The following is a 23,755-nucleotide window of genomic DNA, read 5'->3' on the forward strand; positions in this document are numbered from 1 at the left end:
CTGAAGATAAGGAGATGCACAATGGCACGACCGAAGATCGGCTTGTTCGGAGCGTTGTTCGCGGTTGGCAGCGTACTCGCATGGAAATGGGCGCAGGCGAGGCGCGACACAGCGACACGCGCCCCGCGCGACTTGAACCGATGGGAGGACGAAGGCGGCAAGATCGTTACGCCGGCATCCGCATCGGCGTCAGTTGACGCAAGGCCGGCCAGTGCGGCGAGCAATGGCAACGGCGTAGTGGGCGGAACGCCCGACGCCTGGCATTTTCCGCATAGCTAGAGCGAACGAAGGCGAACGAAGGCAATTGCCGTCTGCTTGCGCAGGCCAGAACGTTGGCTCAAGACATGATCCAAACGCACGCTCCGGCGTGCGTTTCATCTTGATAAAGCCTTATAATCGAAGAACACACTGCAATAACTACGCTATATGGCAATAATTGCGTAATGCGGTGACATGTAGCCAGTCAATCGGGAAGTATTTCATCTTTCGGCGTACTTGAGTTCCATCGGTGCGCATTCGGCCTGGTGGGCGAGCCTTCATCGCGGTACGTTGATGCGTACGGGCAATGCAGGGTCCGCGCTCCCAGAGACCTCCGCGGCGCGTTCAGCGTCGTGTGACCCTCAACGCTTTGGATAAATTCGAGACGCATGCCACATGTATTGATTGTCGATGACGATCCCAGTACCCGCGAGGCACTAGCCGCGATCATCGGCGAAGATGGACTGACGACTGCAACTGCTGGCGACCTGCGCGAAGCGCGGATCCAGCTCGTGCGCCAGACGCCTGACGTCGTCTTCACCGACCTTAAATTGCCCGATGGATCGGGCGTCGACCTGTTCGAGGACCTCGATCCGCGTTCGGGCGTGGAAATCATCGTCATTACCGGCCACGCGACCGTTGAGTCCGCCGTGAATGCGTTGAAGATGGGCGCGACGGATTATCTCGTCAAACCCATCAACATGCAGCGCGTGAAGGCGATCCTGAGCCGTCTGCCGCGTCCCGGCGACCTGAAGGCCGAGATTGGCACGCTGCGCGGCGAACTGCGCCGCATGGGCCGTTTCGGTTTGATGCTCGGCAATTCGCCCGCCATGCAAACCGTCTACGACCAGGTTGGCCGAGTCGCACCCACGGCGGCTTCCGTGCTGTTGATCGGCGAATCGGGAACCGGCAAGGAAGTCGCCGCGCAGACGCTGCATGAGCTGAGCTTGCGTCGCAAGCATTCGTTCATAGCCGTGAACTGCGGGGCGATATCGCCGAACCTGATCGAGTCGGAAATGTTTGGCCACGAGCGTGGATCGTTCACCGGCGCCGACCGGCAACACAAAGGTTATTTCGAACGCGCGAACGGCGGCACGCTGTTCCTCGATGAAATCACCGAGATGCCCATCGAACTGCAGGTGAAACTCCTGCGCGTGCTGGAAACGGGCATGTTCATGCGCGTGGGTACGACCAAGGAGCTCGAGACCGACGTGCGCCTGATCGCGGCCACGAACCGCGATCCCGAGCAGGCCGTGCTCGAAGGTAAGCTGCGCCTCGACTTGTATCACCGGCTCAACGTGTTTCCGATCAACCTTCCGCCGCTGCGGGATCGTGGTACGGATGTGGAACTGCTCGGACAGGCGTTCCTCGACGAACTCAATTCCCGCTACAACACCAAGAAGACGTTTCCGGCGGCCGTGCGCGACATGCTGGCTTCTTACCCGTGGCCGGGGAATGTGCGTGAGCTGAAGAACTACGTGCAGCGCGCCTACATCATGTCGGGCGCCGAGTCGGACAGTACCGCCACTGTGCCGTTGCAGATCTCGTTGTCGAAGCCATCGGCGGGAACGGCGGTGACCATTCCGTTCGGCACGTCGCTCGCCGAAGCGGACCGCCAACTGATCCTCGCGACGCTCGAACAGTGCGGCGGCGTGAAGACGCGGGCGGCGGAAATTCTCGGTATCAGCCTGAAGACGCTCTATAACCGCCTGGTCGAATATGGCGACGATGCAGCCAGCAAAGCGGCTGAAAGCGAAGCCAGCGAAGTAGGCGACGCAGGCGCCAACGGCCGCTAAACAGCGTTCGGGTTACAGGTTTTTGGCTACAACGCCCGTTCATTGGGATATCGAAAGATGTCCGCTTTGGACGGGCGTTTTTCGTTTGCACATGCAATATGAGCGCGGATAATGTTCATGGCTGATGTAGCCGCGTGGGATAAAGCGAAACGCAGGGCATGGCCCTTGCTGTGAGGAGATGTTTGGCTCGCGCGGGTTGCCGGAGATAAACGCGCGACGTGCGATGCGAGCCTAACAAGGAGTCCTTGGCCGGATTCGATTTTTCGGGTTCGTACGAGTGTCACCATCACAAGATCCAGGGAGCCCGCCATGACTGATCTCGCTTCGTCTTCGTCCCAAAGATTGTCTCGTGCTGAATTGCTCGGAGGCGTGTATGCACAGACGCCCCAGCCGCCGGATCCTCCGTTCACGCCCGAGCAGCCCCTGCCGTCACCGCAGGAGCCGCCCGACACCGTTCCCGATCCGACGCGCGAGCCACCGTCGCCGCCCAGTCAGCCGATCGGTGATCCGCCTCCGGCGCCGAACGAAACGCCGCACGTATCCGGCACGTTTCATTGATACGACGCTGCACTGGTTTTCTTGAAGAATTTTCCATCTCGCTGTAGGCATTACAACGCATCAGGCAATAGTGACCGTATAGCTGAGTTCGTTTCGGTCATTATTGCTGTTTCGCACAGCGATCTGCCGCCGATCCACTTCTCCGACGGCCTTCTTCCTGGAGGCATCCATGAGACATCCCGCACTGCGCCGTTCCGCGCGCCATACGTCGCGCCGTGAGGCGCGCGCCGAGTCCGTCAAGTCTTCGGTCCCGCCGGACATCGCGGCAATCGATTCGACGCAGACCGCTCCGGCAACCAGCAACGATGAACCATCGCATGACCCGGCAGGGCAGAACCGTCCCGTGCCTGGCGTACCGCCGGACGGCGATCACAATCAAGGTGGAGTGCGCAAGGAAGGCATCGACTACCAGCGAGACCTGGGCTCGGAGCAAGACGCCTGACTTGAAGAATCGGCCCGGGCAATCCGTGCCGATAACCACCAAAATTTTCTGCGCCGTGACGAGGTGTCGGATGTTTTTGTTCGTCTGTCACATTTATACACAACTTTTATTTTATAGATTGTAAAAAACGGCACGTCTCTTGCATTGCTATTCCGGTCAATTCGAACGAGCAACGACAACTGATGAGGTGAAGCAGTAATGAGCAGATTGATCGTGGTATCGAATCGCGTCGCACCGATCCAGGAGGGCAAGCCCGCAGCCGGCGGCCTGGCAATCGGCGTTCTGGACGCGCTAAAGGAGACAGGCGGCGTGTGGTTCGGCTGGAGCGGCGAGATTGTCGGTGAAGCATCGGCTCCCGTGGTAGAGAAGCGCGGCAACGTCACGTATGCGACCGTCGGGCTGACGCGGCGCGATTATGACCAGTACTACCGCGGCTTTTCAAACGCGACGCTGTGGCCGACCTTTCACTATCGCAATGACTTGTCGCGGTTTGATCGCGAGGAATATGCCGGGTACGCGCGCGTCAACGCGAGTCTTGCAAGGCAACTGAAGCCGTTGCTCGAGCCCGATGACATCATCTGGGTTCACGATTATCATCTGCTGCCGTTTGCACAAGAGTGCCGCGCCGCCGGCATCAAGAATCCGATCGGTTTTTTCCTTCACATCCCGTTTCCCGTTCCCGAAGTCCTGCGCACAGTGCCGCCTCACGAAGAACTGATCAAGGCAATGTGCAGCTATGACATAGTCGGATTCCAGACCGAGGCGGACAAACAGTCGTTCGTGGATTACATCGAGCGGGGACATCTCGGGCATCTCAGCGAAGACGGGATGTTGCAGGCGCATGGACACATGCTGAAGGTCGGCGCCTATCCGATCGGTATCTATCCTGACGCCATTGCGAAGGTTGCAGAGCAGTTCTCGAATCGCAAGCCGGTGAAGAGCCTGCGCGACAGCTTGCGCGGCCGCAAGCTGATCATGAGCGTGGACCGCCTCGATTATTCAAAAGGCCTTGCCGAGCGCTTCCAGGCGTTCGAACGCTTGCTGCTTCATGCGCCGGGATGGCATGGCCGGGTATCGATGGTGCAGATCGCGCCGCCTACACGCTCCGATGTCCAGACCTATCAGCGCATCCGGCAAAACCTGGAAGGCGAAGCCGGGCGAATCAATGGCCGCTTCGCGCAACTCGACTGGACGCCGATCCAGTACCTGAATCGCAAGTACGATCGAAATTTGCTGATGGCGTTGTTCCGATTGTCGCAAGTGGGTTATGTCACGCCGTTGCGCGACGGCATGAACCTCGTCGCGAAGGAATATGTGGCGTCGCAGGATCCCGCCGATCCGGGCGCGCTCGTGTTGTCGCAATTTGCCGGTGCAGCCGATCAGTTGCCGGGCGCGCTGGTGGTCAATCCGTTCGACCTGTCCCAGATGTCCGAGGCGCTGGAACGTGCGTTGTCGATGCCGCTGGCCGAGCGCCAGGCGCGTCACACCGACATGATGGCGCCGTTGCGCGAGAACAATCTTTCCGTTTGGCGCGATTCCTTCCTGCGCGATCTGCGTAGCGTGGCCGCCGCGGCGTCGGTGACGAAAAAAGCGGTACGGCAGGTTTCGGAAGCGAAGCGGCCGGCGCGTGCATCGAGCTGAAATACGTTTTTGCTTGTTCCCTGTGTAGCGAGGCCCCGCACGTGGTTATGCCGTGCGGGGTTTTTATTTGCGCGGGCAGCGCTTCGCGGAACGGGTTTTGCGTTGATGAGTACACGCAAATCAGGAGGTCATCATGAGTGGAAGCACATTGGATCCGGACGAAGAGGGCGGTGTCGAGGTTGGCAAGGGGCATGGAACCGGCGCACTGGGGCCGAGCGATTCGTCGGACAGCGGCTCGGACGTGCAGGGCGAAAAGCGCTATCCGGGCGACATTGAGGACGAACTCGATCAGCACGCGCTCGGCCAGTCCGCCGCGGAACTGAACAGCGACACCGACCGCTATGGAACGGGCGAGACGGCATCCGCGGATGGCGATAACAACCTCGAACCCGACTCGGATATCCTGCCGGACGAAGTAGAAGACGAAACCCGCGCAATCGATGACGAGACGGCCGACCCGGCCAACGATGAGAACGAGGAACAGCCGTAAAATCTCGCGGCTTCATGCAAAAACGGCGCGCCCTTCGAGGCGCGCCGTTTTATTTTGCGCGTAAAAATCAGCGATGCTAAGCAAAGGCGGCCCGACCCACTCCCGCCGATGAATCCGCGATTCCGCGCTACCATCGCGGGGAAAGGACACTACGGACATTTTGCGGGAGCGCTATTTCTTGACCACGGCAACATCGAAACCCAAAGGCCAAAGACTTAAATTGTTCTGGTCCTGGATCCAGGAGCCGGTCGTCCAGTGGTCGCAGGATCACTGTGTCATGTTCTCTGCCGCCATCGCTTTCTTTGCGGCGTTTTCAATTGCACCCACGCTCGTGATCATCATCGCGGTCGCGAGTATCTTTTTTGGCGCCGATGCAGTGCAAGGGCGATTGTTCGGCGAGATTGCGGGCGTGGTGGGAACGGATGCGGCGCATGCCCTGGAAGCGATCGTGGCAAATGCATGGCACGCCGACATTGCAGCGCGCACCGCGATTCTTTCCGGCGTGGGCGTGCTGGTCGGTGCGTCAGCGACGTTTTCCTCGCTTCATACGGCGCTCAACGTAATCTGGCCCGCGCCGATTTCGAGCACGCGCGACAGCATTCTCGCCATCCTGCGCGTGCGGGCGATCTCGTTCGCGTTCGTGATCGGCGCGGGTCTGCTGATTGTCGCGTTGCTCGTGCTCGATGCCGTCGTAGTTCTGGTCGGCCAATGGGTGCTTGGCACGAATGGTCCATCGTTCCTGATCGCGGCGCTTGCACAACGCGCAATCTCGCTCTTCATGATGATGCTGGCGTTCGCGGTGCTGCTCAAGTTCCTGCCGAGTTCGCGCATGAAATGGCGTGACGCGGCGCTGGGTGCATCGGCGGCTGCGTTGCTGTTTGAATGCGGCAAACGGCTGTTCGCGTTTTACTTGCAGCATGCAGGCATGACGAATACTTTCGGTGCAGCGGGATCGCTCGCGATCATCCTGATGTGGTTGTATTACTCGGCGGCGGTGTTCTTGCTGGGCGCGGAAGTCGCGGCGACAGCGGGTCGCAGACGCACGCAATATATGTCCGGCTGGCGATAAAAAAACGCCCTTGAATCCACTTCAAGGGCGCTTTTTGCCACCGTGCCTTCGTTCAAGCGCGACGCAGTTCCGCCGGGGGCACCTTCATGAGGTGGCGATATTTCGCCACTGTCCGGCGCGCGACGATCACGCCCTGGTCCGCGAGCATCTTGGCGAGGCTGACATCCGAAAGCGGCTCGCTGCTGCTTTCTTTCGCGATCATTTCCTTGAGCAACGCACGAACAGCTGCCGCCGAACACGTGCCGCCGCTTTCCGTGCTCAACTCGCGCGGGAAGAAGTGCTTGAACTCGAAAATGCCGCGCGGCGTCGACATATATTTGTTGCCCGTCGCGCGCGAGATGGTCGATTCGTGAAGTTCGAGTTCGTCGGCCACGTCCCGCAGGACCAGCGGCTTGAGCGCGATTTCGCCATAGTCGAAGAACGCTTTCTGGTGCGACACAATGCATTCCGCCACGCGCTGAATGGTCGTGAAGCGCTGCTGCGCGTTACGGATCAGCCAGCGTGCTTCCTGCAATTGCTGGGCAAGCGGCGAACGGCTTGCGCCAGCGGATTGCGCGAACAGTTCCGCGTACATGCGATGAATGCGCGCGCGCGGCAGCACCGCGGGGTTGATCGTCACGACCCAGTTCTTCTTGACCTGACGCACGATCACGTCGGGCACGACGTAATTGTCTTCTGCGGCGCCATAGTTCGAACCCGGTTTCGGATCGAGTTTGCGCACGAGAGCGCAGGCAATGCGCAACTCGTCGGCGCTGCAGCCAATCTTCTTCTGCAATTCAGCCTGCTCGCGGCGCGCGAGCCTTTCCAGATGATGCGTCACGATTTCGAGCGCCACGGCCCGTCCGGGCGTTTCCGGTTCCAGCGCCTCCAGTTGCAGGCGCAGGCATTCGGACAATGTGCGCGCGCCAACACCCGGCTTGTCGAGCGATTGCACAAGCTTCAGCGCAATATTCAGTTCGTCTTCGGACAGCGCGGGTTCTATGTCGACCAGTTCCGACAACTCCTGAAGGTCCTGACGCAAATAACCGTCGTCATCGAGCGCTTCAATGATGAGTTGCGCCACGGCGCGGTCACGATCGTTGATCGGATAAAGGCGCAGCGTGTCGTGAAGCGTTTCATGCAAGGACGGTTCGATGCGAACCCAGTCCGCAGGATCGGAGCCTTCACCATCGCCGTTGTTTCGTGTCGATGTGCGGCCAAACGGATCGGACGAGAACTCGCTCATGGAGTCTTCGTGCGACTGCGAATCGCTGGTGTCGGAACCGTCTGCGCTGCCTTCTGAGGCCATGGGTGCATCGACCGGCGCTGTGGCTTCGCCGAGCGTCGGCGTGTCGCCTATGGAACTTCCGTTGTCGGTGGACAGCGCGTTGTCTTCTGCTTGCGTCTCGTCGTACTCGAGGAAGGGATTCGTATCGAGCGCGTTGCGCAATTCCTGCTGAAACTCGAGCGACGAAAGCTGCAGTAGACGAACCGACTGCTGAAGGCGCGGCGTGAGCGCGAGGCTTTGCTTGGTACGTAGTTCGAGGGAAGGCGGCATTGCGTATTGTTCCTCAGTATTGGGTCTTTCGTGCGACCTCTAAGAGCAACACTCGTGCCATGCGATCGATGATTGTTGTGCAGCGTGCGTGAACACACGATTCAATGCAGATTTCCGGGAGTGGCATCTGGCTGCATGTCGTTAATGCGAGCTGGTTTCGCGCACTTTTTACACGCATATCGGCAAAGCGCGGCGGTCCTGAAGTTTGGGACTGTGCAGCGTGGGGACAGAAAACATCACATGTAAAAACAGGCGTCATGCTTTGCCACATATGGCCCTGGCAATTCGTGCGCGGCGTGTCCACGAGTTACCGGACGCGTCCCGGCATGCTACTTGCGGTAGAGGGAGCGACCAGGGTGTTTGACACTCCCGGTATGAAACCGAGCAGGTTAATGCAGCAACGAAGCTGCGGCCGTACGAGGCGGCCTGCGATTCAGCCAGGACAGCGGACTCCGCAGTTCTGTTAATTCGATAAAAAGGAGAATTTCTATGAAGTCGACCCAATTCCTGAAGGCAGCTGGCGGTATTGCTTGTGTAGTGTTCGCGCTGAACGTCAACGCGCAGACCGCTACGCACGCAACAGGCGCTTCCACGTCGATCGGCACCAAGGTCGATGACTCTGCAATCACGACGAAGGTCAAGGCTGAGTTGCTGGGCGCGAAGAATGTCAAGTCCACGCACATCCACGTTAAGACGCGTGCGGGAATTGTTTCGCTGACGGGCACGGTGCCGACGGCCGACGACAAGACCGGTGCTGAAGATGTGGTGGCAAAGGTTGATGGCGTCGAGTCGGTCAAGAATCACCTGAAGGTTGTGCAGTAAGCATTAAAGAGAAGATGATGCGGACGCGCTGAGAGGTCGTCCGCATTTTTACTCTGACCGTTGATGATATGACGGCGGACATAATTGATCAGAACTACGAATAACATGACTGGATTCCGGAGTGTCTGGTTTTATCGCGGATGCCCGGCTCACAAGGAACTGGAGATGACCATGAAAAATACGAAGAAATTTGCTTTGCTTGGTGCAGTGGCTTTTGCTTTGGCGGCCCCGGCGATGGCCCAGTCGGGCGGAGGAGCAGCGGGCGGTGGTGGTGGCAATTCAGGCGGACCGAGTGATGCAGACAGCGCGATGGCAGCGTCGGGCACAATGAGCATGCATAAGAAAGGCATGGGCGGCACGACCCTGCATCAGCAAGACAAGAAATCGCATCTGCACGGCGCGTCTGCAGCAGCAGCGGCGTCAGCGATGGGCACAAACGACAAAGGCGCGCCGCATTGACGTAGGCGCAATCTTATCAAGAGTCTTGAAAGAAAAGCCGCGCTCGGCAACGAGCGCGGCTTTTTAGTTTTTCGAGCTTCGATCTTCGCGCGCGCTGGAATGAATGGCGGAGCCGGACGCCTCACAAACTTCCTTTCGTGCCACTCCAATTAAAAAAGCCGCCGCGCTGTGACAGCGCGGCGGCTTTTTTCATGCACTACAGCCCTGGTCTAAATCAGGACTTGGCAGCCGCTGCGTATTGGTCGCGAAGATCGCGGATGCGATCGTGGTTCTGGATCACGCCTTGGTACTGACGTTCGACGACTGCGCGCACATCGGCGGGCAGTTCCTTGTCCAGTGCTTCGCGATAATTCTTCTTTGCGACGTCTTCACCGCGCTCGCATTCCTCAAGGATTGCATGATCGGTACGGTGGCTGACCGCCGCCTTCACGTCCACCCATCCACGGTGCAACGCACCGCCCACGCTTCCGCCAGTTTCCGGCTTGCCGCCCAGTCCCTGAACCACGTTTTGAAGTTCGCTCGCGCCGCGAGCACAGTCGTCCGCGCGGCCCGTGAACAATTGCTGAAGCGACGCATCCTTCGTATCTGCTGCCGCCTTCCTGAAGCCCTTTTCGCCGTCCTTCGACGTTTCAATCAGATCGTTGAGTACCGAGACGATGTTCGTGCTCATGTGGAACCTCCTGTGAGTTATCGAAGATGGCCCGCGGCCGGGTCTTGCGAAAGATATTCCGCAAAATCCTATCGGACCGTGGTCGCAAGTACAGTCGCAACGGGCGTGCCTGAATGACCTTGTGACACATAAAAAGAAGGACCGCTGGCGGTTGATGCACGCACGGCGGTCACGAACAACTTCAGCGTGTTTCTCAGGGCCGCGGTTCAGCGAATTCCTTGACCGGCTCCGGTGGCTTGACCGGATCGAAATCGGCCCAGCGTCCGTTTCTCCACTGTCCCGAGGCACGTTCTACTTCCATGCCGCCGGCGTCCCGGAGAATCGATGCGGCTTCCGTCTGCTGCTCCGGGGCGCAATGCACCGCCACGAGAACGCCGGATTGGCGCGCATCGATTGCATTCGCGGAGCCGTGGTTGTCGGCGCTGGTTGCATCCTGCGGGGCGCGCTTGCCGGACTTCGATTGCGCCATGGCGCCCGCCAGCGACCCGACGTACGCGCCCACGCCCGCTGCGACAACTGCGGCAAGCCACGGCGCCTTGAACACGAGAAAAACGGCTGCACCGACGATTGCACCGAGCACGGCGCCGATTGTCACGCCTTTACCCGCGCCTTTCGATGAATCTTTGGCGCCGGCATTGGCACTGTGGTCGCCGCCGGTATTGAGGCGCGAGTGCTGGCCGCTCGGTGCAACGTAGAACAGCGTGACGTCCTCCTCCACAAACCCGCGTGCGAAGAGGCGCTGTGCCGCGGCCTCGGCTTTTGGAAATGTTTGAAATCGTCCAGCGATGATCAGCGACATGAGGATCTCCCGGAAAACGTTGAATCGAGTCAATCGAGCGCGGGCTCAAGCCGTCATTCCGGCTCCATGCCCGCGACACGGAACAAGCCACTGCGCAGCACGACACTTTCCCCGCCATTGCGATCGAGCGCTTCCGTGCACACTGAGAGAATCCGCGCGCGACCTTGTGCGAATGCGTTCCTTAGATCGTCTTCGCGCGCTGACGCCGCGCCAAAATGATCTTCGAGCGCTTCGGCGGAAATGGAGCAGACAACAGGCTCCGCGTCGACCAGGGCGGTGAAGTGAAGCGCGAAATCGTCGCCGTCGTAGACGGGTTGATCGTCGGAAAACTGGATTTGCATGGTCGAATCCTCGTAGGCCAGCCGGTGTTGCGGATCGTGTGGAACAGCCCTGTCCTGAATGGCGGTCATGGTGAGATGCCCCTTGGCCTGGCGATGTGCCGCGCTCGAGAAGATCGGACGCGAGCCGAACTCGCGAACACTCAGGCCGCCTTCGGCCGCTCGTTCAGCGCCTCGATGATGGCTTTGTTGAACGCGGGAATGTCGTCGGGCTTGCGGCTTGTGATGAGATTGCCATCGCGATGCACTTCCTCGTCAACCCACGTTCCGCCCGCGTTCCGGATGTCGTCCTGCAGCGTGGGCCAGCTTGTCATCGTCCGTCCTGAAACAATGCCCGACGAGATCGGCAACCAGCCGCCATGGCAAATCACGGCGATGGGCTTGCCATCCGTGTTGAATTGCTTGACGATGCCTTGCGCCTTTGTATCGATGCGGATCGCGTCGCCATTCACCACGCCGCCCGGGAGCACGAGCGCGTCGTAATCGGCGGCATTGATCTTGTCGAGCGTGATGTCTACGTTGGCTTTGTCGCCTAAGTCGGTGTGAACGAAGCCCTGGATCTGCCCCGGCTTTTGCGACACCACATCGACTTTCGCGCCGGCCGCCTTGAGCGCTTTCTGCGGCTCGACGAGTTCGGCTTGTTCGAAGCCATCGACGGCAAGGATCGCGACCTTGTAACCGTTCAGGGAAGCGGTCATGTGTAAGCTCCTTTGATGCATTGAAGGACCGGTTCTGGCGTCCAGAACCGCATTCGATCAACGCAGCAAAGGGTGTGCCTAAAGGCTTGAGCGGCTTGGGCGGCGAGCGTGGTTCAGGCGGCGGCCGAAGTCTTGTTGTGGGACATGCGCAACAGGCTGACGCCTGCAGCGGCTGCTGCAAAACAGGCTGCAACGATCAGCGTGATCGTGGGCCCGTGCAGCGGCGCGACACCAAAGATCAACGCGACGAGCGCCGCGCCCAGTGTTTGTCCGGAAAGCCGCGCGGTGCCGAGCATGCCGCTCGCGCCGCCGCTACGGTTGCGTGGCGCCGACGCCAGCATCTGCCGGTTGTTCGGCGACTGGAAGAGCCCGAAGCCGAGGCCGCAAAGCGCCATGCGCCACGCTATGTCGAAGGGAGCCGGATGCGCGCCCGTGCTCGCGAGCAGCAGCAGGCCGGCGCTCAGCAAGGCCAGCCCGATCCCGCCAAGCACTCCGGCCGAATACCGGTCCGAGAGCATGCCCGCGAGCGGCGCTATGAAGACGATCACCAGAGGCCAGGGCGTCATCAGGAAGCCTGTCTGGACCTGCGTCATGCCGAGCGTGTTCTGCAGCAGGAAAGGCAGCGAGACAAAAGTCAGCATTTGCGCGGTGAATGAGCAAAACGATGTCGCGACCGACAGCGCGAAAGTCGGAATGCGCAGCAAGTCCACCGGCAGCAGCGGCGCCGTTTGCGTCAGTTGCCGACGCACGAAGAAGTAGCCGATAACGCCCGCCACCACAAATTCAGCAATCACGAATGGACGATGCTCGCCGTGGCCAAGCCCGTCGACGGCGGTGATCGCGAGGCCGAACACCACGGCGTTCATCAACGCGCTGATGTAGTCGTAAGGCCGGCGATGGCCCGGCATGTGCGGCAGCGCTTTCCAGCCCACGGCGAGCGCCGCGATGCCGATGGGCACATTGATCGCGAAGAGCCAGGGCCACGGCGCGATGGCGAGCACGCCGGACGCAACCGTTGGCCCGATCACGGACGAGACGGCCACGACCGATGCGTTGATGCTGACGCCGCGGCCAAGGTGTTCGGGCGGATAGATCATGCGCACGAGCGCGGTGTTGACGCTCATGATTCCCGCCGCGCCGAACCCCTGGATCACGCGTGTGATCGCAAGCGACGTCAGCGACCCCGACAGTGCGCATCCAAACGATGCCAGCGTGAACAGCGCCAGCCCCGCCATGTACACGCGCGGATAGCCAATCCGGTCGCCCAGCGAAGCAAGCGGCAATAACGAAACCGTGATGGCAAGCTGATAGGCGTTGACGACCCAGATGGAGTCGGCGGGACTGGCGTTCAGGTTGCGTGCGATAGTCGGAAGCGCGACGTTCGCGATAGCGCCATCAAGCACTGCGAGCGTGATGCCAAGCGCAACGACCAGGATGGCCCAATAGCGCTGGGGATACGGAAGGCCTTGTTCTGCGTCCATCGATAGGGAAGAGGAGGGGAGCCGCGAAGTGTAAGGCGTGCGCCTTTCAGTCAGTTTACTTCGAGCGGCAGCATCGCCGCGGCCGCTGGGTCCTTTCGCACCCGAGCGGCTGCCAGCGATGCGCCGGGAATCCGAACTTATTTCAGTTCGTAGAGCCCGGTGTACGTTGCGGAATCGATTTCGTTGAGATGGATCATGAAGCGCGCGACTGCGTTTGTCGTGGCGGAATCCACGGGCAAATGGGCCGCCTTCAGCGCATGGATCCGGAAGATGTATCTGTGCGCTTTGTCGCCGCGCGGAGGCGCCGTGCCGCCAAAGCCAACCGTTCCGTAGTCGTTGCGCAATTGCAGCGCGCCGGCCGGCAGCAGGCTGCCATCCGCTTTCCCCGCGTTCTGCGGGAGCGAGTGCGTCCCGGCCGGAATATTAGCGACCACCCAATGCCAGAAGCCGCTGCCCGTGGGTGCATCGGGGTCATAGACGGTCAGCGCAAGGCTCTCCGCTTCGGGCGGCACGCCTTCCCACTGCAGTGCGGGCGAGAGGTTTTCACCGTCGACGCCGAATGCCTGCTGATCGAATTCATGTGTCTTCGACAGATAGCCGTTTGCTGCGAATTCATCGGACCAGATACGAAAATCAGCCATGGGACATCGCCTCCTTTGACGGTTGAGTATTTGAACGCCGCGTGCAGCAAACATGCCTGACAAGCGCAAGTGGCAGACCCGGGCGCGGGACTTTTGGCTTGCGGCATATTTTTGAGACGTGTGCGCATAAAATACTAATACCTGAAACGCTTCACGCACGTTTTTGAAAGGATGGACATGCCGAATAGCTTGGGGCGCGCATTGCACAGCGTGACGCCGGCGCCGAATCCGGCCGCCGATGACGCCGATATGTTCGAACTCGCGCCCGTCTCGTTATGGCTCGAAGATTTCAGCGCAGTGCGCGAAGTGTTCGAAGGCTGGCGCGCGAACGGCGTTGCTGATCTGCGTACATTCCTGCGAGCCGATACCTCGCGCATTGCCGAGTGTTCGTCGCGCATCCGCGTGATCAAGGTCAATCAGCGCACGCTCACGCTGTTCGGTGCAAGGGATTTCGACCATCTGGTGGACAGTCTCGGCGCGGTTTTCCGCGACGACATGCTGCTCACTCACGCGGACGAACTGGAGCAGCTCTGGTCGGGAAAGACGCAGTTCCTGAGCAAGACCGTGAACTACGCGCTCGATGGAAAACGCCTCGACGTCCTGCTCAAGGCGGTCATTCTGCCGGGCCATGAAGCGACCTGGGACCGTGTGCTCGTGACAGTCGAGGACATCACGGAACTCGAAAATATACGGCGCAAGGCTGCGCTCAGCGAGCTCTACGCGCGCGGCCTGTTCGAGCATTCGCCGGTTTCGCTGTGGGTGGAAAATTTCAGCACGGTGAAGTCGCTGCTGGACGATATCCGCGATCGGGGTATTGTCGATTTCCGCACGTTCACGAACGTGCATCCGGAATTCGTCGAGCGCTGCATGCAGGAAATCCACGTGCTCGACGTGAACCAGCACACGCTCACCATGTTCGGCGCCACGGACAAAGCCATGTTGCTCAGCCGCCTCGGCGAAGTTTTTCGCGACGAGATGGTGGGACATTTCCAGGAACAGCTCATCGATCTTTGGGAGAACCGCCTCTTTCACCAGCGCGAAGTGATCAACTATTCGCTCGAAGGCCATCAACTGAACGTGCATCTGCAGTTTTCGGTCTTCCCCGGACATGAAGCCGAGTGGGATCTCGTGCTGGTCGCGTTGACCGACATTACCGCGCGCAAGAAAGCGGAGGCGTACCTGGAATTCCTCGGCAAACACGACGCGCTGACGAAGCTGAAGAACCGCTCGTTTTATATCGATGAAATGAACCGGCTCGAGCGCAAGGGTCCGTTCCCGGTGACGGCCGTGGCCGTGGACGTGAATGGCCTCAAGGCCGTCAACGACCAGCTAGGACACGCCGCCGGCGACGCGTTGCTGCGGCGCGCGGGCGAAGTGTTGGGCAAGGCCGTGGAGAAGCCAAGCCACGCCGCGCGCATTGGCGGCGACGAGTTCGTGCTGCTGTTGCCAGGCGTGGACGAACGCGGCGGCGCGGCGGTGATCGACAGCATCCGGCAACTGGTGGAGGTCAACAACCAGTTCTATTCAGGCATGCCGTTGAGTTTTGCCATGGGCGCGGCCACCGCGCAGGACGGCGAGCGCCTCGAAGCCATGATGCAGCGCGCCGACGCCGCCATGTACCTCGAAAAGCGCGCGCATTACGGCACGCCTGACGAAACGCCGAGCGCGTAGCGGGTTACTGGCCCGCCGTCGATTCATCGATACCGCGCGAGAGCGCCGGGCACGCCTCGCCGATCTTCCGCGCATACTCTTGCGGGTTGCTTGTCTTGAGCGCGGCGAACCGGTCGACGGTCGATTGCGCTTCCTTGTAGCCGAGGTTCCATTCGCCGTCGAAATCGGGCGCATCGGTGAAGTTCTTGCGCGCCACGGCCTTGAAGCGCGCTATTTTCGCTGCATCGATATGGCAGATATCCGCCGCGCCTCGTGCAATGTTCGCGCTCGTGCGCACGCCTTCGGCCGCGACGCTTTGTGGTGACGGCTGCTGCACGGCGGGATGTCCCGGCGGCAGCATCTGGGCAGGGGAAGGCTGCGCGGATTGATTTTGCGCATGGGCGCTCATTGACGGCGGCAAGGTCAGGGCGCAAGTCATAACGCATGCAATCAGCGCGGAATTCACGCGCGGCGCGGCGTGCTTGAGAGTCATGCAAATCCTTTTATCGGGGCGCAAATCGAAGCTTGAACGTGGGTGCGCAAGTATAGCCAAAGTGCCCAGGGCGCTATTTGCGAGCTTGGCCGGGCAGTCGGAAAACCTATGAAACAAGCGTTATACCGCTGGTTCGAATTCGTGTTCGACAGCGCGGTACGCGGCTTTTCCGATTACCCGGTTTTCATCGCGTGACCTATGCTTGTACATGGCTGTCGACCGAAGCGGAGGGCGCCATGAACGGACTTGAACATATTCTCGTTGGCCTGGCGTTGCTGGCCGCATTGGCGATTGGCTTGCTTGCGCACGACTGGCGCGACGAATTTCGCGAGCGGATGATGGGCCGCTCGGTCCACGATTCCCTGCATGACTGGTGGATGCGCCATCGCCACTGACACGTGTTCGGCGGATATCTGGCAAATTTCCCGGGCGGGGAGTGGTTATTTGCCGGTATCGGGCGTCAGCCGGGGTGCATCGAGCATCGTCCGATGACTCGCCTCGTATGCATCGATCTGCAAATACAGCCTATGCACCGTCTGAATCTGCGTGTGCGACAAGTGCGATCCCCGTGCTATTAACGCTAGCCGTTCCCGCCAGTACGCCGGCGGGAGAATAGGGCTCAGCGCGTCGTCAATGAGCGAACGCCGCAGCACCAGTTCGAGGTGCGTCAACTCCTGGTCCGCCAGAAGCGCAGAAAACGCGCCCTGCGGCTTCGTGTCTGTGACGAGGTCCATCAATGCTAAACGGCTCCGGCAAGTAAAACTTTAGGTACACGTGTGTCGGTACAAACCCTTGGGGCCGTAATCTGCCTGATTGCTATTGAATGGGTCGCGCGATTGCCCGGTCGAGGTCCGCGCGCGCCCGGTTCACCTTGCGTTGCCATGCCGCGATATTAAGCTGGTCCGTACCTTTCTTTTGCGCCCTCGCCAGTTCGGCTTCCCAGGCGCGCAGCGTGTTCCTGGCTTGCGCGATGGCGTCGTTGTGACGCCTGAGTGCGTCGGCCTTGCGTTGCGCGATGGCGTCCGGTGTGCATTCGGCGTTGGTCTTGTCGAGCGCGGCTTGCAGCGTGTCGAGTTGGGCAGAGTCTTCGCGGTTCAGCGCGATGGCCATCTGCCGTTCCAGGCTTTGCCGATGAGCGTCGCATGCATCGGTTTCCGGCGAGGCGCGAGCGACGGAGAAGCACATGCAGAGCGCGACGGCGACGAACAATTTCATGGCGAAATCCGTGACTGACTAGATTGACCTTGAGGGCCGGTATGTGTCCCGCCGTTATCCTGAGCGGGCGAGGTCGGCGTATTTTAGCCAGATGTGGAATGCGCGCGGAACGAGTTTTGCGCGTTTGTTCGTGGACTGCTTACTTTTTCGCGAGGAATACGTTCATGCGTTTCGACTATGAGGGCTTTCACATCGACTGCCGGTCACGGCACGATCAGGATGGCCTCTACTACGCGCAGGCGCACATCACCAAGGCGGCCGCCCGAGCCAGTGGCCATCCTGTACGACACGAGTCGGGCGATATCGATGCATTCGATAACGACAACGACGCCATTGCTTGCGCGCGGGCGTGGGCTATCGACTGGTGCAGCGAACATGCGGGCTGATGCCGTGCGCGGCGTGCTAGGATCGCGGCCTGCCAACGGGAGAAGCCATGCGTTATATGCACCGCGAACATGCCATTGACGTGTTCGTTGAAAAGCGTGGAGACCGCTGGGACTGGTCGGTACAGGCGGGCGCGCTGCCGCTCAAGACCAACGCGGGCGAAATGGCGCCGACCAGCAACGTTGCCGAAAATGAAGCGCTGATGTGGGCGAAGCGCGAGCTGGACCGGCGCTTTCCAGCCGAGCGGGAATAGGGTGGCGGTTGGGCCGGGGTTTGACGTCATGCCGTCGGTCCTTGGCGCGCGGCGTTTAAAGTTGAGCGCGGCCGCGCCGTTATTAGTGACATGGAACCCTTGAACCCCACATTCGATACCTCCCGCGACTTGATCCGGGCAGCCGGCGAGACGCTCGAACTGATTTGCCGCCTGCGCGGAATTCCGATAGAAGCGCTCTCCGACGACGAACTCGGCGAGTTTTTCCTGAACGCACTCGCGGGTGATGCCTGACGGCGGTACGCGTTCGCTTATACGCTGCGCTCCGCGGCGACGCGCGAAATTTCCTGCATTTTTCTAAAGTTACGTCCAGCGCGGCCGTTAGCCGAGTCATGGACATGAATAATCCCACCGCGACCGCGTTCCGCAATCTCGTGCTCGCCGCCGACGAGACCCTTCATCTGCTCTGCCGCCTGCGCGGCATCACTATCGATGATCTGTCGGAAGACGCGCTGGAAGCGTTTTTCTTCGAAGCGCTCGATGACGAGTTCTGGATGGGTTCGCGGTAGATTCCAGCAACAAAGCCGCATAAGCGGGTGCCGGACCCGGGATGGCTCTGTTGGAAAGAGCCGGGATTATCTGGTCCCCCTGGCAGGAATCGAACCTGCATCTAGCGCTTAGGAGGCACTTGTTCTATCCATTGAACTACAGGGAGATGGATATAAGCGTACGTTCCGGCTAACCTGCTTCTTCCTAAACGAAGCGCCGTAACGAGCCTTGAAGCCGAGCCTTGAATCGTAATTTACCGGCTACGTAACCGGTTTGCCCGGTTGCAGCGGCCAGAGTATATCAAAGACATTTCGCGCAAAACCCGTCATTTGCGTCTAAGAGCCGCTCCACGCCTACAACGCCGAATTTTCGCCGCAAACTTTCGTCAGCGCCATGTGCTCTGTCCCGCCGGCCATTCCCTTGATCACATTCAGCGCGAGGCGCAATGCATCGTCGGAGGCAGTATTGTCGTTCGGCCTGGCGAACGGCTGGATCGAACGGTTCGTGCATTCGTTGCCAAGCGTGGCGTGGTTGAGCGGCGCGGCGCTTAGCCGGATGTTATCGGCGGCGGTGTTGGCGTTCGCGTTCGACACCATGCAGGCTAAACCGCATGCGCTCAGAACGACTGCAGCCATCGGGGGCATTTTCTTTTTCATTGGTCGATCTCGTCATGTGAAAGCGAGTGGGCCAGGCCGGGCAGATTATCGTTCGAGTTGGTAATAGCGTCAATTTCGAACATACGTTCAATAACGTAGCTTATTACATTACTTATGGCGACCGATCGCCAAGAGGCCAGCGATAACCTTCTCGTTCCCATTGCCAATGACCGAATTCGAAACCGCCTCTGCTGTTTTCTTCTTTTTACTTGCGGCGTCTGGCTTTGGCGTATTCGTGCGCCCGTTATTGCCCAAAGAGCACACGGCGTTTGAAACCGTGCAGTTGCTGAAGCTCGTGATTGGCATGCTCGTCACGTTCGCGGCGCTCGTGCTGGGCTTGCTCACGGCATCGGCGAAAACCTTGTTCGATACCACCAACAACGACATCCGCACCTACGCCACCGCGCTGATTCAGCTCGACAACAGCCTGCGCCAGTACGGCCCCGACGCCGATTCGCCGCGCCAGATCCTGCGCGCGTACACGGCGGCCGCGATTGCTTCGACCTGGACGCAGGAACCGCCGCCCCCCGGCGATTACTTCCCGAAAACCATCGCACCCGATCCGCGCGCGCATCATCTGGACAGCCGCGAACTGGGCGGGCTTCTCGAACGTGCGCAGCGGGAAGTGCGGGAACTGCAGCCGCGCGACCCTTATCATCAGAGACTCGATAACGAAGCGCTGATCCAGTTCAACGATCTCATTGAGCAACGATGGAAAATCGTCGAGGAGGCGCGCGGCTCGATATCGACGCCGTTCGACCATATCCTGGTCTTCTGGCTGGTCGTCATTTTCCTGTGCTTCGGACTGATCGCGCCGCGCAACGCGCTGGCGCTCGTGCTCATCACGCTCGGCGCGCTGTCCATAGCGTCCGCCGTGCTCGTGATCCTCGACCTGGACACGCCGTTTACGGGGTCCATACTCGTGCCCAGCCAACCCCTGCGCGACGCGCTTGCGTATTTGAGCCGCTGATCCTGATCCACATGCCATCGACCCTTTACACCGATCCACGCCTCGTCGCGCTCTATGACACGCTCAATCCCGCCGCCGCCGATACCGCCTTTTACCTCGCGCTCGCCGCCGGCAAGCGCCACGTGATCGATCTGGGTTGCGGCACCGGTTTGCTTGCATGCGAGCTGGCGGCGCAAGGCGCTCGCGTGATCGGCGTTGATCCGGCGCGCGCAATGCTGCAGGTTGCGCGCAAGCGCCTGCATGCCGGGCAGGTGGACTGGATCGAAGGAGATGCAGGCGCGCTTGCCCTTTTGCCGCCGGCGGATCTGGCGCTGATGACGGGACACGTGGCGCAGGTTTTTATCGATGACAGCGCTTTTCTCGCGACACTGAAGGCCGCCCGGCACGCGTTGCGTACGGGCGGCGAACTCGCCTTTGAAAGCCGTAATCCGGCGGCGCGCGCGTGGGACGCGTGGACGCCTGCGCGCTCGCTGAGGAAAATCGCGGTGGAAGGAGCGGGCGAAGTAGAAGTCTGGCTCGACAATGTCAGCGAACACGCGCACTCAGTCGTACGCTTCAGCACGCATTACAGGTTTTCGGCGTCGGGAGAAGAGCTGATATCGCAAAGCGAACTTCGATTTCGCAGCCAGGACGAACTTGTCGCGCTGTTGCACGAGGCGGGTTTCGGCAAGCTTCAATGGTTTGGCGATTGGGATGAGGCAGCGGTATCGGCCCAAAGCCGCGAATTGATTGTGATCGCGCGCTGACGTGGCGCGGACAAAGCGCTCAGAATTCGACCGCCACGAAATCTTCCTTGCCAACGTCGCATAGCGGACACCGCCAGCTTTCCGGGATATCGGCGAAACGGGTGCCGGCTGCAATGCCGTCTTCCGGCAAGCCATCTTCTTCGTTGTATATCCAACCACAAATCAGGCAAACCCAACTTTTATATTCTAAGACTTCGCTCACGACAGACTCTTTTTTCTCGTTCAACAAAAATAGTGAATTTTCCTGCCGGCCGATTTGGCGGCAAGAATACAGTTCTACAACGGTGCAACATTGCCATCGGTACGTCTGGCGCACCGCATGGTACCGGAATGTGGGAACCGTCTCATCGCAGGTAAAACATGGCGAATAATGGATGCTAAAGACGCTGGAAAGGGGGAGCTTCATGCGACGTGCGTTCTATCACAGGCTCGGTGTATCCTCTGCCGGCGGTTTTTGTGTGTTTTCGCGAGGTCTTGCGCCGTCTGGGCGACATGCATCACGTAACGCACGAAGCCGTTTTGGCTGCTGAATTCGCAGATCGGCAGCCGCACTCTTCTTGGGAGCAAAAAAATGATGTTTAAGAAACTGTTGTCGGGATTGGTGTTGTCGAGCATGTTTCTCGTGGCCGCCGCGGCGCACGCAGAAGCACGTGTCTTTTTTGTGCAGCCGAAAGACGGCGCGACGGTTACAAGTCCGGTGCACGTGGTGTTCGGACTGGAAGGCATGGGACTCGCACCAGCGGGAGATACCGATCCGACCAAGGGCCACCATCACCTGCTGATCGATGCCGGCCCGATGCAAAAGGGCCTCGTCATCCCCGCGAATGAAAAATCACTTCATTTCGGCAAGGCGCAAACGGAAGCGGACATCAAGCTGCCTCCTGGCGATCACACACTGACGCTGCAATTCGGCGACGGCGCGCACCAGTCGTTCGGCCCCGAAATGAGCCAGACGATCAAGATTCACGTGAAATAAGCAGCCGCAAGGCTGTTGGGCGGTCTTCGCGAGGACGTCGTGCCGACGTTTCCAGGAAGTCCGCCCGAATCTCAAAATCCCGGGAATCGATTCGTTTAGTTGTAACCAGACAGGCGTCTTTACTAGACCTGATGGCATAGGGGTCCGGGCGCACCGGCCAAGACCGGTACAATGGCCGCTTCCAGTATTTGCACTTTTCCGGCTGCCTCCCATGTCGCTTTATTCCATTTCCGACGCGCAACTCGCGTTCGGCCACGTCGCGTTGCTTGATCACGCTGACTTTTCACTCGAAGCGGGCGAACGCGTCGGGCTTATCGGCCGTAACGGCGCGGGCAAGTCGTCGCTGCTGAAAATCATCGCGGGACTGGCGAAGCCGGACGACGGCCTGATCACGCGCCAGAACGAGCTTACGACCGTCTACGTGCCGCAGGAGCCGGAGTTCGACCTCGAGGCGTCGGTTTTCGACGTTGTCGCGTCAGGGCTGTCGCACGCGCGCCAATTGCTCGACGATTACGACGCCGTCGCGCATCAGCTCGCGGACGCGCCGCACGAGGGTCCGGAGCACGACGCGCTGATGGCGCGCATGAACGCGCTGCAGTCGTCGCTGGACACAACCGATGCGTGGAACTGGCAAACGCGGGTCGCCACCACGTTGCAACAGATCGGTCTTGATGGCGACGTCCGCTCGGGTGCGCTCTCTGGCGGCATGAAAAAGCGCGTGGCGCTGGCGCGTGCGCTGGTCGTGCAACCGGACGTGCTGCTGCTCGACGAACCGACCAACCACCTTGACTTCGAAGGCATCCGGTGGCTCGAAGACCTGCTGGTCACGCTGCGCACGGGCCTCCTGTTCATCACCCACGACCGCGCGTTTCTCGACAAGGTCGCAACCCGTATTGTGGATCTGGATCGTGGGCGCCTGCTTTCCTATCCGGGCAACTACAGCGCTTACCAGACCCGCAAGGCGCAGCAGCTTGAAATAGAGCAGGTCGAAGCGGCCAAGTTCGACAAGCTTCTCGCGCAGGAAGAAGTGTGGATTCGCAAGGGTGTCGAAGCGCGGCGCACGCGCAGTGTCGGACGGATCGCGCGGCTGGTCGAAATGCGCAACGAACGGGCCGAACGCCGCAACGTGCAAGGCAATGTGAAGCTCGACGTGGGCCAGGGCGAGCGTTCGGGCAAGATCGTCTCGGAACTGACGGACGTCACGAAGAAGTACGGCGACCGGATCATCGTGGATAACTTCACCGCCACTGTCATGCGCGGCGACAAGATTGGTTTCATCGGGCCGAACGGTGCGGGCAAGACCACGCTGCTCAAGATGATTCTCGGTGAACTCGCGCCGGACAGCGGCACGGTGCGCACCGGCACGAATACGCAGGTCGCGTATTTCGACCAGATGCGCGCACAACTCGATCTCGACAAAACCCTCGCCGACACCATCAGTCCCGGCAGCGAATGGGTTGAAGTGAACGGCGTGAAGAAGCACGTGATGAGCTATCTCGGTGACTTCCTGTTCGCGCCGGAGCGCGCGCGTTCGCCTGTTCGCTCGCTTTCCGGCGGCGAACGCAACCGGCTGCTGCTCGCGCGCCTGTTTGCACGCCCGGCGAACGTGCTGGTGCTGGACGAGCCGACCAACGACCTCGATATCCAGACGCTCGAACTGCTGGAAGAACTGCTCACCGACTACGATGGCACGGTTTTACTGGTCAGCCATGACCGTCAGTTTCTGGATAACGTGGTGACGTCGGTGTTTGCGTCGGAGGGAGAAGGCAAGTGGCGGGAATATGTCGGCGGCTTCACCGACTGGCAAATCCAGCGCGAGCGCTCCGAGAAAATAGTGGCGGACGCCGCCCGCGACACAGCCAGGCAGGCGAAGAAGGACGACGGCCCGAAAGACAGTGGCGCGGGGCGCAATTCACAGCGTTCGAACAAGCTCCCCTACAAGGAAGTACGCGAACTTGAAGCGTTGCCCGCTCAGATCGCCGCGCTCGAGTCCGAGCAGAAGTCCATTGCGGCGAAGCTGGAAGACGGTTCTGTCTTTGCCAAAGATCCAAAAGAGGGCGCGCGGTTGAGCGAGCGCCACGCGGCGATCGACGAAGAATTGCTGGTCGCGCTCGAACGCTGGGAAGAACTGGAAGCCAAGCGGAAATAAAACCGGTTGTTGAGACCGGATTTATTCGCCTTATCGAAAAGTTTGTCGAAATCAGTA

The 23,755-nt window shown here is 60.1% G+C and carries 31 protein-coding genes and 1 tRNA gene; 19 read left to right on the forward strand and 13 right to left on the reverse strand.

Features of this window, described 5'->3' with window-relative positions; translation table 11 throughout:
- The first annotated feature begins 21 nt into the window (after positions 1-21).
- The 7 genes from ACRWA7_RS20980 to ACRWA7_RS21010 all read left to right on the forward strand — a co-directional run bounded on the left by ACRWA7_RS20980 (position 22) and on the right by ACRWA7_RS21010 (position 6,254).
- A complete protein-coding gene (locus tag ACRWA7_RS20980) occupies positions 22-279 on the forward strand; it encodes a hypothetical protein (protein ID WP_438395856.1) in 258 nt (85 codons plus the stop codon).
- A 368-nt stretch (positions 280-647) separates the two neighbouring features.
- Positions 648-2,054, forward strand: a complete 1,407-nt coding sequence (locus tag ACRWA7_RS20985; protein ID WP_060817053.1) for a sigma-54-dependent transcriptional regulator — start codon at positions 648-650, stop codon at positions 2,052-2,054.
- A gap of 309 nt (positions 2,055-2,363) precedes the next feature.
- Complete coding sequence (locus tag ACRWA7_RS20990; RefSeq protein ID WP_438395858.1) at positions 2,364-2,612, forward strand: hypothetical protein; 249 nt, start codon at positions 2,364-2,366, stop codon at positions 2,610-2,612.
- Positions 2,613-2,781: 169 nt separating this feature from the next.
- A complete protein-coding gene (locus ACRWA7_RS20995; RefSeq protein ID WP_060817052.1) occupies positions 2,782-3,054 on the forward strand; it encodes a hypothetical protein in 273 nt (90 codons plus the stop codon).
- Positions 3,055-3,252: 198 nt separating this feature from the next.
- Positions 3,253-4,695, forward strand: coding sequence for an alpha,alpha-trehalose-phosphate synthase (UDP-forming) (otsA, locus tag ACRWA7_RS21000; RefSeq protein WP_060817051.1), 1,443 nt, complete (start codon positions 3,253-3,255; stop codon positions 4,693-4,695).
- 133 nt (positions 4,696-4,828) lie between these two features.
- Entirely contained in the window at positions 4,829-5,185 is a 357-nt protein-coding gene (locus tag ACRWA7_RS21005; protein WP_244163910.1) for a chemotaxis protein, read from the forward strand.
- Positions 5,186-5,405: 220 nt separating this feature from the next.
- Positions 5,406-6,254, forward strand: coding sequence for a YihY/virulence factor BrkB family protein (locus tag ACRWA7_RS21010; RefSeq protein ID WP_438396726.1), 849 nt, complete (start codon positions 5,406-5,408; stop codon positions 6,252-6,254).
- Positions 6,255-6,306: 52 nt separating this feature from the next.
- Here the strand turns inward: ACRWA7_RS21010 and ACRWA7_RS21015 are convergent, their stop codons facing one another.
- Positions 6,307-7,791, reverse strand: a complete 1,485-nt coding sequence (locus tag ACRWA7_RS21015; protein ID WP_438395860.1) for an RNA polymerase factor sigma-54 — start codon at positions 7,789-7,791, stop codon at positions 6,307-6,309.
- 489 nt (positions 7,792-8,280) lie between these two features.
- Here ACRWA7_RS21015 and ACRWA7_RS21020 point away from each other — a divergent pair, with 489 nt between their 5' ends.
- On the forward strand, positions 8,281-8,613 hold the full coding sequence (locus ACRWA7_RS21020) for a BON domain-containing protein (protein WP_438395861.1): 333 nt from the start codon (positions 8,281-8,283) through the stop codon (positions 8,611-8,613).
- 171 nt (positions 8,614-8,784) lie between these two features.
- Complete coding sequence (locus ACRWA7_RS21025; protein ID WP_060817192.1) at positions 8,785-9,072, forward strand: hypothetical protein; 288 nt, start codon at positions 8,785-8,787, stop codon at positions 9,070-9,072.
- Between the two features lie 214 nt (positions 9,073-9,286).
- Here ACRWA7_RS21025 and ACRWA7_RS21030 read toward each other — a convergent pair whose 3' ends face one another.
- From ACRWA7_RS21030 to ACRWA7_RS21055, 6 genes are all read right to left on the reverse strand, one after another.
- Positions 9,287-9,742, reverse strand: a complete 456-nt coding sequence (locus ACRWA7_RS21030; RefSeq protein ID WP_060817047.1) for a PA2169 family four-helix-bundle protein — start codon at positions 9,740-9,742, stop codon at positions 9,287-9,289.
- Positions 9,743-9,935: 193 nt separating this feature from the next.
- On the reverse strand, positions 9,936-10,541 hold the full coding sequence (locus ACRWA7_RS21035; protein ID WP_060817046.1) for a hypothetical protein: 606 nt from the start codon (positions 10,539-10,541) through the stop codon (positions 9,936-9,938).
- Positions 10,542-10,594: 53 nt separating this feature from the next.
- The gene (locus ACRWA7_RS21040) at positions 10,595-10,951 is read right to left on the reverse strand and encodes a DUF1488 domain-containing protein (RefSeq protein WP_438395864.1); all 357 of its coding nucleotides are present in this window, start codon (positions 10,949-10,951) and stop codon (positions 10,595-10,597) included.
- Positions 10,952-11,022: 71 nt separating this feature from the next.
- Positions 11,023-11,577, reverse strand: a complete 555-nt coding sequence (locus ACRWA7_RS21045; protein ID WP_438395865.1) for a type 1 glutamine amidotransferase domain-containing protein — start codon at positions 11,575-11,577, stop codon at positions 11,023-11,025.
- Between the two features lie 113 nt (positions 11,578-11,690).
- On the reverse strand, positions 11,691-13,058 hold the full coding sequence (locus tag ACRWA7_RS21050; protein WP_438395867.1) for an MFS transporter: 1,368 nt from the start codon (positions 13,056-13,058) through the stop codon (positions 11,691-11,693).
- Between the two features lie 137 nt (positions 13,059-13,195).
- Positions 13,196-13,699 carry a YbhB/YbcL family Raf kinase inhibitor-like protein gene (locus ACRWA7_RS21055; protein WP_060817042.1) on the reverse strand — a complete coding sequence of 168 codons (504 nt, stop codon included), beginning with the start codon at positions 13,697-13,699 and terminating at the stop codon, positions 13,196-13,198.
- A gap of 171 nt (positions 13,700-13,870) precedes the next feature.
- Between ACRWA7_RS21055 and ACRWA7_RS21060 the strand changes: the two genes are divergently transcribed.
- The gene (locus ACRWA7_RS21060; protein WP_099050473.1) at positions 13,871-15,370 is read left to right on the forward strand and encodes a sensor domain-containing diguanylate cyclase; all 1,500 of its coding nucleotides are present in this window, start codon (positions 13,871-13,873) and stop codon (positions 15,368-15,370) included.
- Between the two features lie 4 nt (positions 15,371-15,374).
- Here ACRWA7_RS21060 and ACRWA7_RS21065 read toward each other — a convergent pair whose 3' ends face one another.
- Positions 15,375-15,842, reverse strand: a complete 468-nt coding sequence (locus tag ACRWA7_RS21065; RefSeq protein ID WP_438395869.1) for a hypothetical protein — start codon at positions 15,840-15,842, stop codon at positions 15,375-15,377.
- Between the two features lie 236 nt (positions 15,843-16,078).
- Between ACRWA7_RS21065 and ACRWA7_RS21070 the strand changes: the two genes are divergently transcribed.
- Positions 16,079-16,237: a hypothetical protein gene (locus ACRWA7_RS21070; protein WP_157766573.1), complete on the forward strand. Its 159-nt coding sequence runs from the start codon at positions 16,079-16,081 to the stop codon at positions 16,235-16,237.
- 45 nt (positions 16,238-16,282) lie between these two features.
- On the opposite strand, the gene ACRWA7_RS21075 is transcribed toward ACRWA7_RS21070, so the two are convergent.
- Both ACRWA7_RS21075 and ACRWA7_RS21080 read right to left on the reverse strand, forming a co-directional pair.
- Positions 16,283-16,576, reverse strand: a complete 294-nt coding sequence (locus ACRWA7_RS21075) for a hypothetical protein (protein ID WP_060817039.1) — start codon at positions 16,574-16,576, stop codon at positions 16,283-16,285.
- 82 nt (positions 16,577-16,658) lie between these two features.
- Positions 16,659-17,057 carry a DUF1090 family protein gene (locus ACRWA7_RS21080; RefSeq protein ID WP_060817038.1) on the reverse strand — a complete coding sequence of 133 codons (399 nt, stop codon included), beginning with the start codon at positions 17,055-17,057 and terminating at the stop codon, positions 16,659-16,661.
- 164 nt (positions 17,058-17,221) lie between these two features.
- Here ACRWA7_RS21080 and ACRWA7_RS21085 point away from each other — a divergent pair, with 164 nt between their 5' ends.
- From ACRWA7_RS21085 to ACRWA7_RS21100, 4 genes are all read left to right on the forward strand, one after another.
- Entirely contained in the window at positions 17,222-17,443 is a 222-nt protein-coding gene (locus ACRWA7_RS21085; RefSeq protein WP_438395871.1) for a hypothetical protein, read from the forward strand.
- A gap of 47 nt (positions 17,444-17,490) precedes the next feature.
- On the forward strand, positions 17,491-17,694 hold the full coding sequence (locus ACRWA7_RS21090) for a hypothetical protein (RefSeq protein ID WP_060817036.1): 204 nt from the start codon (positions 17,491-17,493) through the stop codon (positions 17,692-17,694).
- Positions 17,695-17,784: 90 nt separating this feature from the next.
- Entirely contained in the window at positions 17,785-17,946 is a 162-nt protein-coding gene (locus tag ACRWA7_RS21095) for a hypothetical protein (protein WP_438395873.1), read from the forward strand.
- A gap of 104 nt (positions 17,947-18,050) precedes the next feature.
- The gene (locus tag ACRWA7_RS21100) at positions 18,051-18,221 is read left to right on the forward strand and encodes a hypothetical protein (protein ID WP_157766571.1); all 171 of its coding nucleotides are present in this window, start codon (positions 18,051-18,053) and stop codon (positions 18,219-18,221) included.
- A 71-nt stretch (positions 18,222-18,292) separates the two neighbouring features.
- On the opposite strand, the gene ACRWA7_RS21105 is transcribed toward ACRWA7_RS21100, so the two are convergent.
- Positions 18,293-18,367 (reverse strand) — tRNA-Arg (locus ACRWA7_RS21105).
- Positions 18,368-18,554: 187 nt separating this feature from the next.
- On the reverse strand, positions 18,555-18,857 hold the full coding sequence (locus tag ACRWA7_RS21110; RefSeq protein ID WP_060817033.1) for a hypothetical protein: 303 nt from the start codon (positions 18,855-18,857) through the stop codon (positions 18,555-18,557).
- A 166-nt stretch (positions 18,858-19,023) separates the two neighbouring features.
- Here ACRWA7_RS21110 and ACRWA7_RS21115 point away from each other — a divergent pair, with 166 nt between their 5' ends.
- Complete coding sequence (locus tag ACRWA7_RS21115; RefSeq protein ID WP_060817032.1) at positions 19,024-19,827, forward strand: DUF4239 domain-containing protein; 804 nt, start codon at positions 19,024-19,026, stop codon at positions 19,825-19,827.
- Positions 19,828-19,838: 11 nt separating this feature from the next.
- Positions 19,839-20,573, forward strand: coding sequence for a class I SAM-dependent methyltransferase (locus tag ACRWA7_RS21120; RefSeq protein WP_438395875.1), 735 nt, complete (start codon positions 19,839-19,841; stop codon positions 20,571-20,573).
- Positions 20,574-20,592: 19 nt separating this feature from the next.
- Here ACRWA7_RS21120 and ACRWA7_RS21125 read toward each other — a convergent pair whose 3' ends face one another.
- Positions 20,593-20,775: a rubredoxin gene (locus ACRWA7_RS21125; RefSeq protein ID WP_060817190.1), complete on the reverse strand. Its 183-nt coding sequence runs from the start codon at positions 20,773-20,775 to the stop codon at positions 20,593-20,595.
- 372 nt (positions 20,776-21,147) lie between these two features.
- Between ACRWA7_RS21125 and ACRWA7_RS21130 the strand changes: the two genes are divergently transcribed.
- Positions 21,148-21,549, forward strand: a complete 402-nt coding sequence (locus ACRWA7_RS21130) for a DUF4399 domain-containing protein (RefSeq protein ID WP_374728601.1) — start codon at positions 21,148-21,150, stop codon at positions 21,547-21,549.
- 211 nt (positions 21,550-21,760) lie between these two features.
- Entirely contained in the window at positions 21,761-23,698 is a 1,938-nt protein-coding gene (locus ACRWA7_RS21135; protein ID WP_438395877.1) for an ATP-binding cassette domain-containing protein, read from the forward strand.
- Positions 23,699-23,755: the final 57 nt, after the last annotated feature.

Origin of the sequence: Caballeronia sp. DA-9 (assembly GCF_051615025.1) — a bacterium.
Lineage (GTDB): Bacteria > Pseudomonadota > Gammaproteobacteria > Burkholderiales > Burkholderiaceae > Caballeronia > Caballeronia sordidicola.

What these genes read in the sequence shown, in the direction of transcription:
- ACRWA7_RS20980 (WP_438395856.1), top strand. Translation starts at nt 22, where the DNA reads ATGGCACGACCGAAGATCGGCTTGTTCGGAGCGTTGTTCGCGGTTGGC.
- ACRWA7_RS20985 (WP_060817053.1), top strand. Translation starts at nt 648, where the DNA reads ATGCCACATGTATTGATTGTCGATGACGATCCCAGTACCCGCGAGGCA.
- ACRWA7_RS20990 (WP_438395858.1), top strand. Translation starts at nt 2,364, where the DNA reads ATGACTGATCTCGCTTCGTCTTCGTCCCAAAGATTGTCTCGTGCTGAA.
- ACRWA7_RS20995 (WP_060817052.1), top strand. Translation starts at nt 2,782, where the DNA reads ATGAGACATCCCGCACTGCGCCGTTCCGCGCGCCATACGTCGCGCCGT.
- otsA (WP_060817051.1), top strand. Translation starts at nt 3,253, where the DNA reads ATGAGCAGATTGATCGTGGTATCGAATCGCGTCGCACCGATCCAGGAG.
- ACRWA7_RS21005 (WP_244163910.1), top strand. Translation starts at nt 4,829, where the DNA reads ATGAGTGGAAGCACATTGGATCCGGACGAAGAGGGCGGTGTCGAGGTT.
- ACRWA7_RS21015 (WP_438395860.1), bottom strand. Translation starts at nt 7,791, where the DNA reads ATGCCGCCTTCCCTCGAACTACGTACCAAGCAAAGCCTCGCGCTCACG.
- ACRWA7_RS21020 (WP_438395861.1), top strand. Translation starts at nt 8,281, where the DNA reads ATGAAGTCGACCCAATTCCTGAAGGCAGCTGGCGGTATTGCTTGTGTA.
- ACRWA7_RS21025 (WP_060817192.1), top strand. Translation starts at nt 8,785, where the DNA reads ATGAAAAATACGAAGAAATTTGCTTTGCTTGGTGCAGTGGCTTTTGCT.
- ACRWA7_RS21030 (WP_060817047.1), bottom strand. Translation starts at nt 9,742, where the DNA reads ATGAGCACGAACATCGTCTCGGTACTCAACGATCTGATTGAAACGTCG.
- ACRWA7_RS21035 (WP_060817046.1), bottom strand. Translation starts at nt 10,541, where the DNA reads ATGTCGCTGATCATCGCTGGACGATTTCAAACATTTCCAAAAGCCGAG.
- ACRWA7_RS21040 (WP_438395864.1), bottom strand. Translation starts at nt 10,951, where the DNA reads ATGACCGCCATTCAGGACAGGGCTGTTCCACACGATCCGCAACACCGG.
- ACRWA7_RS21045 (WP_438395865.1), bottom strand. Translation starts at nt 11,577, where the DNA reads ATGACCGCTTCCCTGAACGGTTACAAGGTCGCGATCCTTGCCGTCGAT.
- ACRWA7_RS21050 (WP_438395867.1), bottom strand. Translation starts at nt 13,058, where the DNA reads ATGGACGCAGAACAAGGCCTTCCGTATCCCCAGCGCTATTGGGCCATC.
- ACRWA7_RS21055 (WP_060817042.1), bottom strand. Translation starts at nt 13,699, where the DNA reads ATGGCTGATTTTCGTATCTGGTCCGATGAATTCGCAGCAAACGGCTAT.
- ACRWA7_RS21060 (WP_099050473.1), top strand. Translation starts at nt 13,871, where the DNA reads ATGGACATGCCGAATAGCTTGGGGCGCGCATTGCACAGCGTGACGCCG.
- ACRWA7_RS21065 (WP_438395869.1), bottom strand. Translation starts at nt 15,842, where the DNA reads ATGACTCTCAAGCACGCCGCGCCGCGCGTGAATTCCGCGCTGATTGCA.
- ACRWA7_RS21070 (WP_157766573.1), top strand. Translation starts at nt 16,079, where the DNA reads ATGAACGGACTTGAACATATTCTCGTTGGCCTGGCGTTGCTGGCCGCA.
- ACRWA7_RS21075 (WP_060817039.1), bottom strand. Translation starts at nt 16,576, where the DNA reads ATGGACCTCGTCACAGACACGAAGCCGCAGGGCGCGTTTTCTGCGCTT.
- ACRWA7_RS21080 (WP_060817038.1), bottom strand. Translation starts at nt 17,057, where the DNA reads ATGAAATTGTTCGTCGCCGTCGCGCTCTGCATGTGCTTCTCCGTCGCT.
- ACRWA7_RS21085 (WP_438395871.1), top strand. Translation starts at nt 17,222, where the DNA reads ATGCGTTTCGACTATGAGGGCTTTCACATCGACTGCCGGTCACGGCAC.
- ACRWA7_RS21090 (WP_060817036.1), top strand. Translation starts at nt 17,491, where the DNA reads ATGCGTTATATGCACCGCGAACATGCCATTGACGTGTTCGTTGAAAAG.
- ACRWA7_RS21095 (WP_438395873.1), top strand. Translation starts at nt 17,785, where the DNA reads ATGGAACCCTTGAACCCCACATTCGATACCTCCCGCGACTTGATCCGG.
- ACRWA7_RS21100 (WP_157766571.1), top strand. Translation starts at nt 18,051, where the DNA reads ATGAATAATCCCACCGCGACCGCGTTCCGCAATCTCGTGCTCGCCGCC.
- ACRWA7_RS21110 (WP_060817033.1), bottom strand. Translation starts at nt 18,857, where the DNA reads ATGAAAAAGAAAATGCCCCCGATGGCTGCAGTCGTTCTGAGCGCATGC.
- ACRWA7_RS21115 (WP_060817032.1), top strand. Translation starts at nt 19,024, where the DNA reads ATGACCGAATTCGAAACCGCCTCTGCTGTTTTCTTCTTTTTACTTGCG.
- ACRWA7_RS21120 (WP_438395875.1), top strand. Translation starts at nt 19,839, where the DNA reads ATGCCATCGACCCTTTACACCGATCCACGCCTCGTCGCGCTCTATGAC.
- ACRWA7_RS21130 (WP_374728601.1), top strand. Translation starts at nt 21,148, where the DNA reads ATGTTTAAGAAACTGTTGTCGGGATTGGTGTTGTCGAGCATGTTTCTC.
- ACRWA7_RS21135 (WP_438395877.1), top strand. Translation starts at nt 21,761, where the DNA reads ATGTCGCTTTATTCCATTTCCGACGCGCAACTCGCGTTCGGCCACGTC.